Origin of the sequence: Mucilaginibacter sp. SG564 (assembly GCF_013149275.1) — a bacterium.
Classification (GTDB): Bacteria; Bacteroidota; Bacteroidia; order Sphingobacteriales; family Sphingobacteriaceae; genus Mucilaginibacter.
In genome coordinates, this window is the sequence record NZ_JABGNA010000001.1 from 51,356 (window position 1) to 66,772 (window position 15,417).

Here is a 15,417-nt window from a genome sequence, read left to right on the forward strand (position 1 = left end):
CAAAAATTTGTTAAAAAGTGTTAAAATGGCGTTAAAATTTAGTTAAACAAGCCAAAAGTGATGCGTTTTTACCCTGTTTTTGACTCAAAAAGTGTTAAAATTTAAGGTTTAAAAAGTTTTTGAACCACAGATGCCCCATCGGTCATCTGTCATCATCAATAAAACGAATGAAAAAAATATTACTATTATTAATTGCAAGTAGTGCCGCATTATACACCTATGCCGGCACCTACTATATCAACAACAAAACAGGTAATGATGCTTCCGATGGACTTAGCCCCACCAAGGCCTGGCGGTCATTGACTGCGGTAAATCAACATAGGTTTATGCCTGGCGATAGTATGCTATTTGCCCGTAACGGTGTTTGGGAAGGGCAGTTGGCCCCCTTGGGTTCGGGGGATGCAAAGGCTCCCATCGTGTTTAGTGCCTATGGCTCTGGCGCCCTGCCCGAAATAAAAGCAGGCGGCCATTTCCGGGATGCCATACTGCTACGCAACCTGCAATATATTGTGGTAGAGTATCTGGCGGCCTCTAACCTGGATAGCAGTGTAGAGTTCCAGAAAACGGGTCCTACCGGTGTTCGCGTGATGGCTGAAAATATTGGCACCCTGCACCATATCCGGCTGGCTAATTTGTATATCCATGATATCAATGGCGATAACAAAAAGGGTACCGCCGAGGGCTGCGGCATCTTTTGGGATTGCCGGGGCCCCAAGCCAAGCAATATTGAACATCTGATCATCGAAAATTGCAAGGTGGAGCGGGTTGATCGTAACGGCATCCGTGGTAATGGTACTTTCTCCTTCCGCACCAACTGGCTCCCGAACAAGTACCTGCTGATCCGCAATTGTCAGCTCGAAGATATCGGCGGTGATGGTATTGTAGTAAAAGCCTTTGATACGGCCATGGTGGAGCATAATAAACTATTCCATATCCGCAGCCGGGCAAAGGATAATGCCGTTGCCGTGTGGCCGCATAGCAGTGATCATACCACCATTCAGTACAATGAGGTTGGCTATACCCAAAACGATAACTGGGCTAACGACGGCCAATCCTTTGATATCGATGGTAACTCCCGCAATACTATTATCCAATACAACTACAGCCATGATAACGAAGGTGGTTTTATGCTGGTGATATCAGACCTCATTAATAAAGACAATGTGAAAACCAACGGAAATATCATCCAATACAACCTCAGCGTAAATGATGGCATCAACCGTAAACGGCTTTTCAATTTCGCGGGAGTAACCGACAGTACGCTGGTTAAAGGCAATATATTTTATAACAACGCGCCAAAATCATTCACCATGGAAGCAGTTGATATTGAGGGCGGGATACCTGAGCATGTTGTTTTTGAGGATAATTATTTTGTGTACACAGGAAAGACTCCAGTGGTATTTAGCAAATCGCCCAAGCAATATGGTCATGTAAATTTTATCAATAACGCTTTCATCGGAAATATTGTCGGACTGGATAACTTACCCAACCGGAAAGATGCTGTAGCCGCCAATGGGCAAAAGCAGTATCCTAAAAAGCCACAGTTCCCCTGGAATTTTATGCCGGTAAAGCTAAAGAGTACAACGCAGCAATTTCCGAAGGATTTATACCGGTCAGTTACAGCGCAATAAATACAGGTCATTATTTTAAAACGGATCTGCGGAAAAAAAGCTATTAACCTAACCGGAATTTTGTTAGTTTTATTTGACCGGTCGATCAAATGAAATTAGCTATTACCATATTCCTGTTTTCCATAGTTTGCTATTCGGCTGCCTATAGTCAGCGTATCGCGTTTGAGAACTTGACGGTTGATAATGGCTTATCGCAAAATTCGGTACTGGCCATAGTTCAGGATGGCCGGGGATTTATGTGGTATGGTACCCAGCACGGGCTTAATAAGTACAATACACGGAGCTTTAAGATCTACAAAAATGATCCGGCAGATAAGTCGAGTCTTTCCTCAGATTATATTACCTGCCTGCTGCTTGATGCGAATAAAACGCTTTGGATTGGCACCCGCAACGGGCTAAACAGGTACAATCCCGAAAAGGATAGTTTCGAGCGGGTTCAGCTAAACCCTCTATCAAAGGGTAGCCAGATTATCAGCTCGGTTTACCAGGATCGGCAACAAAACATCTGGATATGGTCATCAAATGGCTTGCATATGCTGCCTGGCAAAACAACTGGTAAGTTCAGTCAGGTTGCTGTTCCTGATTCGGTTGCGGGTTTGTATGGCACCAACGTGCATACTATATACCAGGATCATGAGGGCGTTTATTGGATAGGCTCGTCGGCCGGACTTACTAAAATGCAAAAGCAAGGTAATCGGTATCGATACCGAATGTACAAGCATGTAGAAGGAAATTTCAATAGTTTAAGCGATAATTCCGTGACCACTATTACCGAAGACCTGAAGGATAACTTATGGGTAGGTACCCTACACGGAGGTATCAACCTGTATAATAAAAACACCAATACCTATACCCGGTTTTTAAGCAATAGTGGCACAAGCGGACCGGTTAATAACAATATACGGATATTGCAAACGGCAAGCTCCGGTAAAATATGGATCGGTACACAGGGAGGCTTGAGCATTCTTGATCCTGCAACAAAACAATTTGCATCCTATAAGCATGATCCGGAGGATAAAAGCAGTCTGAGTCAGAATTCCATCTACAGTGTGTTTATAGATAATACCAGCACGGTATGGATAGGTACTTATTGGGGCGGCATCAACATGGTATCGGGTCACAATACCACGTTTTTAACTTTTCAAACAGCGCGGTACCACTCCAATATCAATAACAACGTGGTGAGCGCAGTATGGGAAGATAAGAGGCATAACTTATGGATAGGTACGGAAGGAGGAGGGTTAAATTATTTCGATCGTAAAGCCGATGTGGTAACCACTTACCAAAACAAAGTAGGCGATCCCTCATCCCTGGGATCTGATCTGGTTAAGATGATATATATCGACCGGAGCGGTAATGTTTGGACTGGAACCCATGGCGGAGGCTTAAATCTGTTCAATCCCGCTACCCGCAACTTTAAACGATATCTATACAAAGAAAATGACCCGGTGACATTAGGTTCAGAAGTGCTGACTGTTTTGGAAGACTTCCAGGGTAATTTCTGGGTAGGTACCCAAAATGGCCTGCTTGTTTTTAAGCGCAATAATACTGTTTTACAGGCAACTGATAAGCCGGTTATTAATAAAATTGGTAAACAATCGGTAAAGGCTTTACTTGAAGATAAGGATAAGCACATCTGGATAGCTACAGCCAATGGTTTGTATCTGTTAGATCATGGACATGGCATTTTAAAGCTGTTTACTACTAATGATGGTTTAAGATCCAACGACATCAATTGTATTTATCAGGATACCAATGGGCATATATGGGTAGGGTCGTACTATGGTGGCTTGGCCCGATATAATAGTAATGGGAAGAGATTTATAACCTATTCAGAAAAAGAAGGACTGGCAAACAATAACGTACAAAGTATTTTAGAAGATGCCAGCCATAACCTTTGGATGGGTACGGGTAATGGCTTATCCAAATTTAATATTGCCTCCCAAACCTTTAAAAATTATAATAAAAGCGATGGCTTAGGCGGCAATACTTTTAATATCAATTCCTGCTATAAAACTTTTGATGGTGAAATGCTTTTTGGTGGATATAACGGATTGAGCAGTTTTTTTCCATCCAAAATTGAAGACAATAATATCGCTCCGCCGGTTATCATAACTGGTCTAAAATTATTTAATCAGCCATTAGGAATTGGTCAATCTGATGGATTATTAAAAAAGGATATCAGTTTAACCCCTAAAATAACCTTTACACATGCGCAAAATGTGTTCACAGTTGATTTCGCGGTGTTAAACTATATCAAGTCCGAAAAAAATAAGTATGCTTATAAACTGGAAGGCTTTGATAACGATTGGGTTCATACCGATATACCATCAGCTCCATATACCAATCTTTCTGCCGGTAGTTATACATTTTTGGCCAAGGGGGCTAATAACGATGGTGTATGGGGAAAGGCCGCGGTTTTGCATATACAGGTGCTGCCGCCATTTTGGGAAACCATATGGGCCTATTGTTTATATGTGCTGTTTATAGGTGGTCTGGTATTTTTAATAGCCCGCTTTTTTATTCTCCGGTCATTGTTACGCAAGGATAAAGAACTCACGCAGTTAAAGCTGAATTTCTTTACCAACATATCGCATGAGATCCGTACGCATCTTTCTTTGATATTGGGACCCTTGGAAAAATTAGTATTGTTTGGTAAGGGAGATACCGAAAATACCAAACAATTGCAGATCGTCAAGAAGAATTCGGATAGTTTGCTTCAACTGGTAAACGAACTAATGGATTTCCGCAAAGCCGAAAGCGGTAATCTTAAACTTCATGTAGCTGAATACAATATCGTAAACATCCTGAGGGAGATACTGATCTCATTTGATGATCACTCCATATCACGTAACATCACTACTGATCTGATACCTTCTTCAGATGATATCAGGGTTTATTTTGACAAAGAACAGTTAGAAAAGGTGTTTTACAATTTAATCTATAATGCCTTTAAGTTTACCAATTATGGGGGACACATTGGGGTTTTTATAGAAGAAAAGAAGGATGAAGTTACTATTACTGTGGCCGATAATGGCAAAGGCATAGCTCCCGAAAACCTCAATAACTTATTTGAAAACTATTTTCAGGAAAATGACCAGGGAAAGCAAAATACGGGTTATGGCATTGGTTTAGCCTTAGCGAAAAGTATTGTAGAGTTACACGGGGGAGGTATTACAGTGGATAGCAGATTATCGCCTGAAGGCAACAAGACGGCTTTTTCGGTTAGCTTAGGTAAAGGAGCCGGCCACTTTAACCCGGCAGACCTGAGCAGGCAACAACTGGAGGATCAATCAGAAACTGTAAAATTTGCCATAAATACTGATGTTATTATAACCGATGTTCCGGTTGATAGGCAATCAACAGGAAACAAAAAATATCTTGTTTTATTGGTGGAGGATAACCCGGATGTGCGTTTATTTATAAGTGGCTTTTTGCAGGATCACTATGAAGTGGTTACGGGTGATAACGGGCTTAAAGGTTGGGAATTGGCAAAAGAACATATCCCGGATATGATCATTAGCGACGTGATGATGCCCGTAATGGATGGTTTTACGTTATGTAATAAACTAAAATCAGACGACAGAACAAATCATATCCCGGTTATTTTGTTAACGGCCCGGGCTTCTGATTCAAGTCATGTGGAAGGATTAAAGATGGGGGCGGATATTTACCTGTCCAAACCATTCAGTATTGAGATATTGCTGTTGCAGGTAAATAATCTTTTGGCTGCCAGTGAAAGGATCCGCCAAAGCTTTAACCGCCAGTTTAAACCCGTCCCGGAAATCGAACAAAGTGATACTATCCTGCACCCGAACAATGATCAAAAGGTAAAGAAACTGGTTGATTCAATTGATAATGAGTTTCTGAGCAAAGTGATCAGGATAATCGAGGCCGACATCGATAATCTGGAATTTGGTGTGCCCGAATTAGCAAAAGCGGTAGCGATGAGTCAGCCGATATTGTATAAAAAGTTAAACGCGCTTACAGGTATGTCTGTCAATGAGTTTATCAAATCCGTTAAAATGAACAACGCTACCATTCTTTTGCAAAGTAAACGATATACTATCAATGAGATAGCCTACATGGTTGGGTTTAGCGACCGTAAGTATTTTAGTAAAGAATTTAAAAAACAGTACGGAAAAACGCCGAGCGAGTTTATGGAAATGCTTTGATTTGCTTAGTGAAATAAAATAAAAATGCCCTGGGTTTATTCCAGGGCACACTTACTGAGTTGGTTGCTCAATATGATAATAATAAGAAATTATTCTTCAACAGTTGGAGCATCAGGCGCGTTCTTTTTAACAGATTCAATTCCGTTATCTCGGCTGGCCACACTTTCATACATTTGGCTTTTACCTATCACCTGGCCATTGGCCGCTTTTAGGTTAAAATAAAACTTTCCGTTTTTAGAGTCCGCTCTTTCATAATGTTTATCGTCAGGAGCATTCTTTTTTACAGATTCGATACCATTGTGCAGGGCTGCTGAAGTTGTATACCCTTCGCTGGAAAGAATAACCTGTCCATTAGTAGCTAAAAGGTTAAAATAATGCTGTCCGTCTTTACCTGTTTTAGTTGCAAATTTTCCCATGGTTGTAGATTTTTGATTTACACGAATATACATTTTTTTGAATAAATGAAATAAATCATAAGGCTTGTATTTAATAACAAACGAACTAATTACGTTTGTTAATGAGGTAATAATGTTAAGGTTTCAGGATGGTTTATTTAAAACGTTATGCAAGATTCAGCTTGTTGAAATAATAAAATAGAAACAATTAATTCTTTATTTATTTTTTTTAAATTTAGATAATCATTACTGAACCTAAAATCTATTATTATGGAAGAACTCACTCAAGAGGTATCAACAAAAACGCAATCATTTCCACAGACCTGACAAAAGGAGAGACCTGAATTATTATATCTCATCTTATAAGTAAATTATCTATGGGATCGCGACAAAATAATTAATCATCTGTTCGGGGAGTTTGTTCATAGATTAAAGAATATTTTAATATCGTGGAAAATAAACTGAATGGTTGGTTTAAACCTATTGATATAGTACCAAGTCAAAACCGTTAAACTTCTAAACCAATTTTCAATTCGATCGTTACAACTAAAATTATTTTAACATGAAAAAATTACTTGTATTATTATTGTCATTCTCGGTATTATTGGTAGGTACCAATACGTTTGCACAGACAACTGATGCTGCCGTGAAAAAAGCTAAAAAGAAAGCTGCCGATAAAACCGAGAAAGCAGCCGATAAAGCGAAAGCAACAGCCGACGACAAAGCCGATAAAGCCGCTGCAAAGGCAAAAGCCAAGGCCGATGCAAAAGCCGACAAGGCCGCCGCAAATGCAAAAGAGGCGAAATCTAAAGCTGATGATAAAGTAGCAGCCGCAAAAGACACCAAAGCGAAGGCAGAAGATAAAGCTGACAAAGCAATTGCAAAAGCAAAAGACACTAAGTCTAAAGCCGATGATAAAGTAGCAACAGCAAAAGATACTAAGGCAAAAGCAGAAGATAAAGCGGATAAAACCGCGGCCAAAGCAAAAGATGCTAAAGATGAGGCTACTGCAGCTGTTAGTACTAAAAAAGCGAAAGTCACTAAAACCGTTACCGAAGCCGCAAATAAGTCTGAAGATAAGGCCATTGGCAAAGACGACAAAGGCAGAACTATTTATTTAGGCCCAAGAGGCGGTAAATATACTTTGTCTCCAAGTGGCAACAAACAGTATATCAAAAAAACAGAGTAAGTTTTCTTAAATAGAAAGGTTCGTTAGCAAGCCCTGTAAATCAAAGAATTTACAGGGCTTGCTTTTGCTGTTTGTAATTTTTAATTAAGTTTAATTTAAGCTAAATTCGTCGTAGATATTAAATTAAGTACAAAAATCAACCTATGATAAAAAAGATACCTTCTTTGTTTGTTTGTTTAGCGTTTGTAATTCCTCTTCATGCACAGGAAATAGCGCCATCCTCGTGGCAAAAATTCCCAGATAGTACTGTTGTTAAAATTCACCCTTCTTACAATGATGTGACTGGCGTACATCGCTGGCTGTTTGGAACCAATTTTCGTAAAGAATGGGCCATACCTGTTAAATTACCCGTGATCAGGTTGTCAAAGGTTAATGGAGGCTTAACAACGCTAAAGCAGGGTGGAGGTATGCAGTCAAAATCATTGCGACTTGAAGATAAAACGGGCAGGGAATGGGTATTAAGGAGCGTAGAGAAAGTACCTGATAAATTATTACCGGAGGGTTTACAAGGCACGTTTGCAGTTGATTGGGTGGCAGATGAATTTAGCGCGCAGCATCCATATTCCGCGCTTATCGTCCCGCCATTGGCTGCAGCTGCAAAAGTACCTCATGCTAACCCGGTTATTGGTGTAGTTGCTGATGATCCGGCCTTGGGCGAGTATAGCAAAATATTCACAAATATGGTATGCTTACTGGAAGAACGCGAACCCATAGGTGAATCTGATAATACGTTCAAAATGCAGCGGGAGCTAACCAAAAATTATGATAACCGGCTTGATGGGGAGGCGTTTTTACGGGCTCGTATGCTTGACCTGTTAATAGGCGATTGGGACAGACACGAGGATCAATGGCGTTGGGCAGTAACCAAGGACGATAAAGCAAGGCATTATGTGGCCGTACCTCGTGACCGTGACCAGGTATTCCATGTTAATCAGGGTTTGTTTCCCTCTATAGCAGCATTGCCATGGATAGATCCTTTGTTGGGGAATTTTAAGGGTGATCTCTCTGGCGCGAAATATTCCTTATTTAAAACAAGGTTTATGAAACAATTTCCTGATGCGCAGATAAGTTATGATGATTGGATGCGGATTGCCAACGACTTTGTTAAGGTCGAAACGGATGAGGTTTTAGAAGCCGGTTTAAAACGTTTGCCTAAAGAAACTTATGATCTTAGGCATCAGGAATTATTATCTATACTAAAAAAGCGCAGAGATAATATACCGGCTGCCACGGCCGAGTATTACCGTTTTATAAACAGGATAGTTGACTTGCACACTACCGATAAGGATGAACAAATTACTATTAGTGATGCACCTAACAAGGCTTTGCATGTAACGGTTGAAAGCCTTAACAAAAAAGGGGAAGCTAAAAATAAGATATGGGACATGACTTATCAACCAGATATAACCCATGAATTAAGGTTATATACTGGGGCAGGTAACGATCATATTGTGGTTAACAATGCTTCATCGCCAATTAAGCTGCGTATTATTGATAGTGTTGACGATAAAACCTTTGATGTAAAACAGGCCAATAGCAGCATAAAAGTTTACGGGCCAAAAGACAACACAAGTTTTACAGGTGATGTGAACAGGGTAAGTAAACATTTTTCAACCGATACGCTAAATGGCCGGTTTGTGCCTGCCAATCCGTACAATGTTTGGATGCCGTTGGCAACAGCTGCTATAAATGCCGATGACGGGTTTTTATTAGGGCTTGGTTTTAGATATAAAGGCGTGGATGGATTCAGGAAGTTGCCATATTCCACCATACAGCAGGTAATGATTACGCACTCGTTTGCTACCGATGCCTTCAGGATTAAATATAACGGGGAATGGATTCAGGCTATAGGTAAGGCCGATTTTACGCTGCAGGCTTTTATCCAGGCACCAGATAATACGATGAACTTTTTTGGCAGAGGTAATGAAACCAAGCTTACCAAATTTTCGGGATATCGCCGGTTTTACCGTGCCCGTTTTGATACTTACCAGTTTGACCCTGCGTTACGCTGGCATACCGGTAAGGGGAGCACATTTAGCGCAGGACCGTCTTTACAATATTATCATATGAATCCAGAGGATAATATTGGAAAGTTTATCAGTTTGCCAACAACACATACTAATTCATACGATAGCACTACTTTAAATAAAAATAAAGCGCATGTGGGCCTGATTTTGAATTATGTCAGCAACCAGCGCAACAATTATATATTGCCATCAGCTGGTTTTTACTTCAATGTGTTGGTTCAGGGATATACAGGGCTTAACAGCTATTCAAAATCATTTATGCAGATCAAGCCAGAGTTTACCTATTATCAAAAGTTAAACTCCAAGGGCACGATTGTATTATCAGATCGTGTTGGTGGTGGCGTAACCATAGGTGACCCTGCATTTTATCAATCCCTGTTCCTGGGTGGGCAAGGGAATTTGCTAGGCTTTCTTCAAAACAGGTTTGCCGGTCAGCAAATGGTGTTCAACAATTTGCAGGGTAGGGTAAAGGTGGCTAAGATAGCCAGTTATATATTACCAGGTGAGTTGGGCTTAACCGGATTTTATGACGCAGGCAGGGTATGGATAAAAGATGAGCACTCAACCACCTGGCATCAGGGCGTTGGTGGCGGCTTGTATTTTTCGCCAGCTGGTTTAACTATTGTACAGTTACTTGCCGGGCACTCTAATGAAGGCTGGTATCCTTATTTTTCTTTAAATTTTAGAATATAACTTAACCAGACATTCTACTAGCTAAGAAAAAAAAAGCCTGTGATTTTGAAAATAAATTACAGGCTTTTTCCTTTAAATACATGTTGTTAATATAAATTTAACGTGGATGTTTTGTTATATAAACATGCCCGGGCTTAATTTGCAATCCAATGATGGAAACAGTAAATATGCCCCTATTACATACATTGGATGGATTTGAACGCATATTTAGAGAGAATTATGCTCCTTTGTTCGGCTATGTAAATTCCATGATCAATGATGAAGACTTGGCTAAAGATGTGCTCTCCGACCTCTTCCTCAATCTATGGCAGCACAAAGATAAGTTGCAAATTAATGATCTGAAGACCTATTTATTCCGCTCCGCGAAAAATGGCGCTTTAAAGGCTTTGTCATCCCGCTATCAGATTTCAGAATTACCCAATGATGCTTTTAATATCCCCGAGAATACCTACAATCCATTTGAAAAGTTTGTAGCCAAACAGTCTATCAAAATTGTTGAGGAGCTGATCAATAAGTTGCCTACCCATCGGAAAGAGATGATCGAGTTGAGACTGCTTGGCCTTAAGAATGCGGAAATAGCCCAGGTGCTTGATATTACGGAGAGGAAGGTTGAATATCACATGCGTGAAGCTATTGAGCAGCTTGGCCATGCTATCCACAACGGTAATTTTGATAAAGCTACCATTGCTGGTGGATTGATGCTGATCAACCTGATACTTACAGTAACTGTCAGTTAGTTTTAATACTAAAATGTAAAAGTAAGCCGGTTTTAGATCCGGCTTTTTTTGTTTTATGGTATTTAACGAAAACTTAACAAATAGGTAATTATTTCTTTAGGTGGAAACTGCCCCTGCCGCGCTCTTTAAATAAAATTAAAAAGCGTGAACTGGGAAACGATACTCAATTATGTAAACGGCGAATGCGGGCCTGATGAAGCTCAGGATGTTATTGACTGGGCCAATGAGCAAACAGAACATCGCTATCTGCTTACTTACCTGGAGCGCAGGAAACAGCAACGGGAGCAGCCTCTAAAACAAAGCGACATTGATGAACAATGGCTGCACTTGCTTGATCGGATATTTGAACTGTCAAAGTCCGATAATAAGAAGGGCAAACAACGGCCTTATTGGTTTTCTGGTATTGCAGCCAGCTTACTGTTGCTTTGCTTTTTAGGCTGGTTTTACGTGCAAAAAGTTAAACAAGGGTTTGGCAATGATTTGCAAACTCTGCAAAGCGCACAGAATGTAGGCGGTCGGCTTACTTTACCCGATGGTACCCTGGTATTTATGGCTCCGAATTCAAAAATTAGCTATATAAATACATTTGGTACTGATAAACGGGAGATTCAGTTAGCAGGAGAAGCCTTTTTTGATGTAAAACATGATGCTCGCAAGCCATTTATTATTCGTACAGACAATCATTTGGCGGTAACCGTATTGGGTACATCTTTTAATGTTTACTCGCGTCCCAAAACAAATATCGAAGTTAAGGTAGCCACTGGTTTGGTGGGTGTTACTGCAAATAATAAAACCAGCTATTTAAAGGCGGGTCAACAGCTTACTTATGAGATAAAAAGCCGCCAGGTAGCCATCGCGAAAGTAGATGCACACGATGCTTCATCCCTGCAAAATCAAACCCTGTTTTTTGATAATAATAATGCCGATGAGATAGCCGAAAAATTGCAACGTTGGTATAATATCAAAATCGAAGTACAAGCATCAGCCCGTAAGCGAGCCCGTTTTAGCGGCGAAATGAAAGATAATGGTATTGGCAATCTTTTACCAGGTCTGAGCTATGCCACCGGCCTTAAATACCGATATAAAAACCCTCACACTATTATAATATTCTGATTAAGCATGAAACAACTAAAACGCTCATTTTTTGTCCGGAAAAAACTCTGTCTGTTTTTGCTTTTGTTACTTTTTTCAGTAGCAATACAGGCACAGACAAGTACTTCAGGTCAGTACAGTTTTGAAAAAAAACGTATTAGCGTACAAGCCATTGTAAACACACTCAAAGCTAAATATGGCTATAAGATATCTTTTGATGCCAATGTAAGTATGGGCATTATGGTAACACTGCCCGATGAAAATTTACCTTTTGACAGGCTCGCACAAGTATTGCAACAACAGGCAGGTATTGGTTTAAAAAATATCGATGGCAACCTGGTGATCAAAAAGTTGGATATGGTTATTGTAAGCGGCGTCGTAATATCTGTTGAAGATAAACTGCCCCTTGCCGGCGTTAGCGTAACCGACGAAAACAAAAAGTTGTTGACCTTTACCAATAATGATGGTAAGTTTTCTGCATTGGTATCGAGCGGCGGCTCTTTAAATTTCTCTACCGTGGGTTTTGCCACACAGAGCCAGGTTTTTAGTAAGGCCACAGCAGGCATAACCATTACCATGGATAAATCAAACGCTACGCTGAACGAAGTAGTAGTTACCGCATTGGGTATTAAGCGTGATGAAAAGGCACTTGGTTATGCAGCCACGGTTGTACAGGGAAAACAGCTTACGGATGCGCTTTCCAGTAATTGGAGTGACGCGCTTTCGGGCAAAGTGGCTGGTTTGAATATGGTGAGATCAAATTCAGGCCCAACTGGATCAAATAAGATCATATTACGTGGAGAAAACAACCTTACCGGCGATAATGAAGCTCTGATTGTGGTTGATGGTGTAGTGATCAATAATGGTAGCGGCCGGCGTACAGGTATTTCCGGAGAAACTGTTTATGGTACTGGAAGCGACAATATGCCTGCCGATTATGGCAGCAGTATCAATGATATTAACCCCGAAGACATTGAAAGCGTATCGGTATTAAAAGGGCCGGGCGCCGCAGCCTTGTACGGCCAGCGCGGTGCCAATGGCGCGGTTATTATCACTACCAAATCTGGCAGCGCCAAAAAGCATGGTTTGGGTATAACGGTTAACTCAAATGCATCTATAGAAAAAGTAAACCGCTGGCCCGATCTTCAGTTTGAATATGGGCAGGGCTTAGCCGGCGCATCCTATTATTCATATGGAGCCGGGCCAGATGGCGCAAGTACCAGTGGAACGAGTTCTGCTTATGGCCCCCGGTTTGACGGCCAAATGTTTTACCAGTTTGATCCGGTAACCCAAAAGCAATCCACCGTTAGGACTCCCTGGGTGCCTTACACAGATAAGCTTCACCAGTTTTTTAATACAGGGCAAACCTTTACCAACTCGGTAAGCATTGACGGCGGGTCGGATAAAACCACAGCCCGGTTTTCGGCTACTAATGTTAAGAACAATTGGATTGTTCCAAATACAGGTTATGGCCGTAATACAGTGGCCTTATCTGTCAATTCCAAGATCAATGATAAGCTGACCATCAGCTCAAAAGTAAATTATCAGAACAAATTCAGCGATAACTTACCTGGAGCAGGTTATGGTAACCAATCGCTTATGTATTGGTTTATCTTCTGGCAACCCAGTGCCGACATTGATTGGCTCAAAAACTACTGGAAACTGGGACAAAAAGACCTCGCTATTGAGTATCCTTTCAGTTCATATCCAGAAAATCCATACGCGGTAGCCTATGAGTTTATTAATAAATCAAACCGTAATGCGGTAACCGGGAATGTTCAGGCCACCTATAATATTACCAAGGCACTGAGTTTGCAGGTCAGAACTTCTCTGGACATGGGCTATGAGCAGCGTGCGCAGGAGCGTCCGTATGATGCCGGAACTAAATATCCTAAAGGCTCTTATCGCACCCAAAACATTTTTTCGCAGGAGGTAAGCGGCGATTTCCTGTTGCGATATAATAAAGCCATAAATAAAGACATCACCTTAACCGGTACAGCCGGTGGCAGTATGCTACGTAATACTTACCGTGTAGATGAGGTAAGGGCCGACTCACTTAATATAGCTGGGATATATACCATGGCCAATTCCGCTGGTACGCTTATCACTTTACCTTATAGTAGTAAGTATGCTATCAATAGCTTTTATGGTTTATTATCGGCCAGTTATAAAAACTTCCTATATGTAGATCTTACCGGCAGGCAGGATTGGAACAGCGTTTTAGCTACTCCGCAAAGAACAGATAAGGTTGGGTTCTTTTATCCGTCGGCAAGTGCCAGTTTTATTTTATCTGATGCCTTTAAGCTGCCTACAGCCATCAGCTTTGCTAAAGTCAGGGTATCAGCATCAAGTGTTGGTAGTGGTAGTACAGTGCCCTACAGAACTTCATACTCCTATGGTTCAGCCGGGAGTACCTATTCTGGCGGAGCACAAAACCCGACAACATTGCCCGACGTAAACCTTGAACCTTTGCGTACCAATACTTATGAAGTTGGTTCAAACGTACAATTGTTCAAAAATCGCTTGGGGTTTGACCTGGCCTTGTATTCGGGCGTTACTAAAAATCAAATATTAAACCGCGTTGTAGATGCTTCATCGGGCTACAGCCGTGCGGTTATTAATATTGGTAAGGTTGCCAATAAAGGTATTGAAGTAGCCCTGAACGGAACGCCGATATCGAATCCTAAAGGCGGTTTTGTTTGGACAACCAACCTTATTTTCTCGGCTAACCGCAACAAGATAAAAGAACTTTCAGATAGTTCCGTTGTATTGCAAAACGGCCCCACAGGGGGCGGACAAATAGTAGCCAAAGTAGGCGGCAGCATGGGCGACCTGTATGGAAGGGGTTATCAACGGTCTCCGGATGGGCAGGTTGTTTTTGATCCTAAAACAGGTTTCGCGCTTATCTCTCCCAATCTGGTATATCTCGGTAATACCTCACCCAAATGGAAAATGGGTTTGAGTAACGATTTCAGGTATAAACAATTTCATTTCAGCATTTTGTTTGATGCTCAATATGGTGCTGTGGCGTACTCGCTTACATCGTATAAACTGGCCGAACAAGGTAAAACAACCAATACCCTTCCAGGCCGATATAATGGTATCATTGGTAATGGTGTGGTACAAAACCCTGATGGAAGCTACCGTAAAAACGATGTAGTGGCTCTCGATATTGACCAGTATTATCAATCCAATTTTGGAGCCAACAATGCCGAAGGAGCCACCTATAGCACCAATTTTATCAAACTCAGGGAAGCCAGGTTTGACTATACATTGCCAGCCCGGCTTTCTTCCAGGTTGGGTATACAGCGGGCTACAATTGGCGTGTACGGTCGTGACCTGTTCATTTGGACAAAATGGCCGGGTTTTGATCCAGAGTTTGGTACGCTCAGCGGCTCAGATATTACACAGGGTTTTGAAATTGGCCAGTTCCCCTCAACCAGAACAATGGGCGTAAACCTCGTTATCTCACTTTAAT

Annotated in this window: 8 protein-coding genes; 7 read left to right on the forward strand and 1 reads right to left on the reverse strand. The window is 41.2% G+C overall.

All coding sequences use genetic code 11. The annotated features are described in order from the left end of the window. Positions 1–167: 167 nt before the first annotated feature. Positions 168–1,631, forward strand: coding sequence for a hypothetical protein (locus FHW89_RS00155; RefSeq protein WP_172332995.1), 1,464 nt, complete (start codon positions 168–170; stop codon positions 1,629–1,631). A gap of 89 nt (positions 1,632–1,720) precedes the next feature. Next, the gene (locus tag FHW89_RS00160; RefSeq protein WP_172332996.1) at positions 1,721–5,806 is read left to right on the forward strand and encodes a hybrid sensor histidine kinase/response regulator transcription factor; all 4,086 of its coding nucleotides are present in this window, start codon (positions 1,721–1,723) and stop codon (positions 5,804–5,806) included. Between the two features lie 89 nt (positions 5,807–5,895). Here FHW89_RS00160 and FHW89_RS00165 read toward each other — a convergent pair whose 3' ends face one another. Beyond that, a complete protein-coding gene (locus tag FHW89_RS00165) occupies positions 5,896–6,222 on the reverse strand; it encodes a YegP family protein (protein WP_172332997.1) in 327 nt (108 codons plus the stop codon). A gap of 541 nt (positions 6,223–6,763) precedes the next feature. Between FHW89_RS00165 and FHW89_RS00170 the strand changes: the two genes are divergently transcribed. The 5 genes from FHW89_RS00170 to FHW89_RS00190 all read left to right on the forward strand — a co-directional run bounded on the left by FHW89_RS00170 (position 6,764) and on the right by FHW89_RS00190 (position 15,416). Further along, positions 6,764–7,390: a hypothetical protein gene (locus FHW89_RS00170; protein WP_172332998.1), complete on the forward strand. Its 627-nt coding sequence runs from the start codon at positions 6,764–6,766 to the stop codon at positions 7,388–7,390. Between the two features lie 143 nt (positions 7,391–7,533). Further along, positions 7,534–10,110 carry a BamA/TamA family outer membrane protein gene (locus tag FHW89_RS00175; protein WP_172332999.1) on the forward strand — a complete coding sequence of 859 codons (2,577 nt, stop codon included), beginning with the start codon at positions 7,534–7,536 and terminating at the stop codon, positions 10,108–10,110. A gap of 149 nt (positions 10,111–10,259) precedes the next feature. Further along, positions 10,260–10,847: an RNA polymerase sigma factor gene (locus tag FHW89_RS00180; RefSeq protein ID WP_172333000.1), complete on the forward strand. Its 588-nt coding sequence runs from the start codon at positions 10,260–10,262 to the stop codon at positions 10,845–10,847. Positions 10,848–10,991: 144 nt separating this feature from the next. After that, on the forward strand, positions 10,992–11,960 hold the full coding sequence (locus FHW89_RS28755) for a FecR domain-containing protein (protein WP_172333001.1): 969 nt from the start codon (positions 10,992–10,994) through the stop codon (positions 11,958–11,960). A gap of 6 nt (positions 11,961–11,966) precedes the next feature. Further along, positions 11,967–15,416, forward strand: coding sequence for a SusC/RagA family TonB-linked outer membrane protein (locus FHW89_RS00190; protein WP_253952120.1), 3,450 nt, complete (start codon positions 11,967–11,969; stop codon positions 15,414–15,416). The last annotated feature ends 1 nt before the right edge of the window (position 15,417 follow it).

Excerpts from the sequence above, each read along its gene's own strand:
- FHW89_RS00190 (WP_253952120.1), top strand. The coding sequence starts at position 11,967 with ATGAAACAACTAAAACGCTCATTTTTTGTCCGGAAAAAACTCTGTCTG.
- FHW89_RS00155 (WP_172332995.1), top strand. The coding sequence starts at position 168 with ATGAAAAAAATATTACTATTATTAATTGCAAGTAGTGCCGCATTATAC.
- FHW89_RS00180 (WP_172333000.1), top strand. The coding sequence starts at position 10,260 with ATGATGGAAACAGTAAATATGCCCCTATTACATACATTGGATGGATTT.
- FHW89_RS00165 (WP_172332997.1), bottom strand. The coding sequence starts at position 6,222 with ATGGGAAAATTTGCAACTAAAACAGGTAAAGACGGACAGCATTATTTT.
- FHW89_RS00175 (WP_172332999.1), top strand. The coding sequence starts at position 7,534 with ATGATAAAAAAGATACCTTCTTTGTTTGTTTGTTTAGCGTTTGTAATT.
- FHW89_RS00160 (WP_172332996.1), top strand. The coding sequence starts at position 1,721 with ATGAAATTAGCTATTACCATATTCCTGTTTTCCATAGTTTGCTATTCG.
- FHW89_RS00170 (WP_172332998.1), top strand. The coding sequence starts at position 6,764 with ATGAAAAAATTACTTGTATTATTATTGTCATTCTCGGTATTATTGGTA.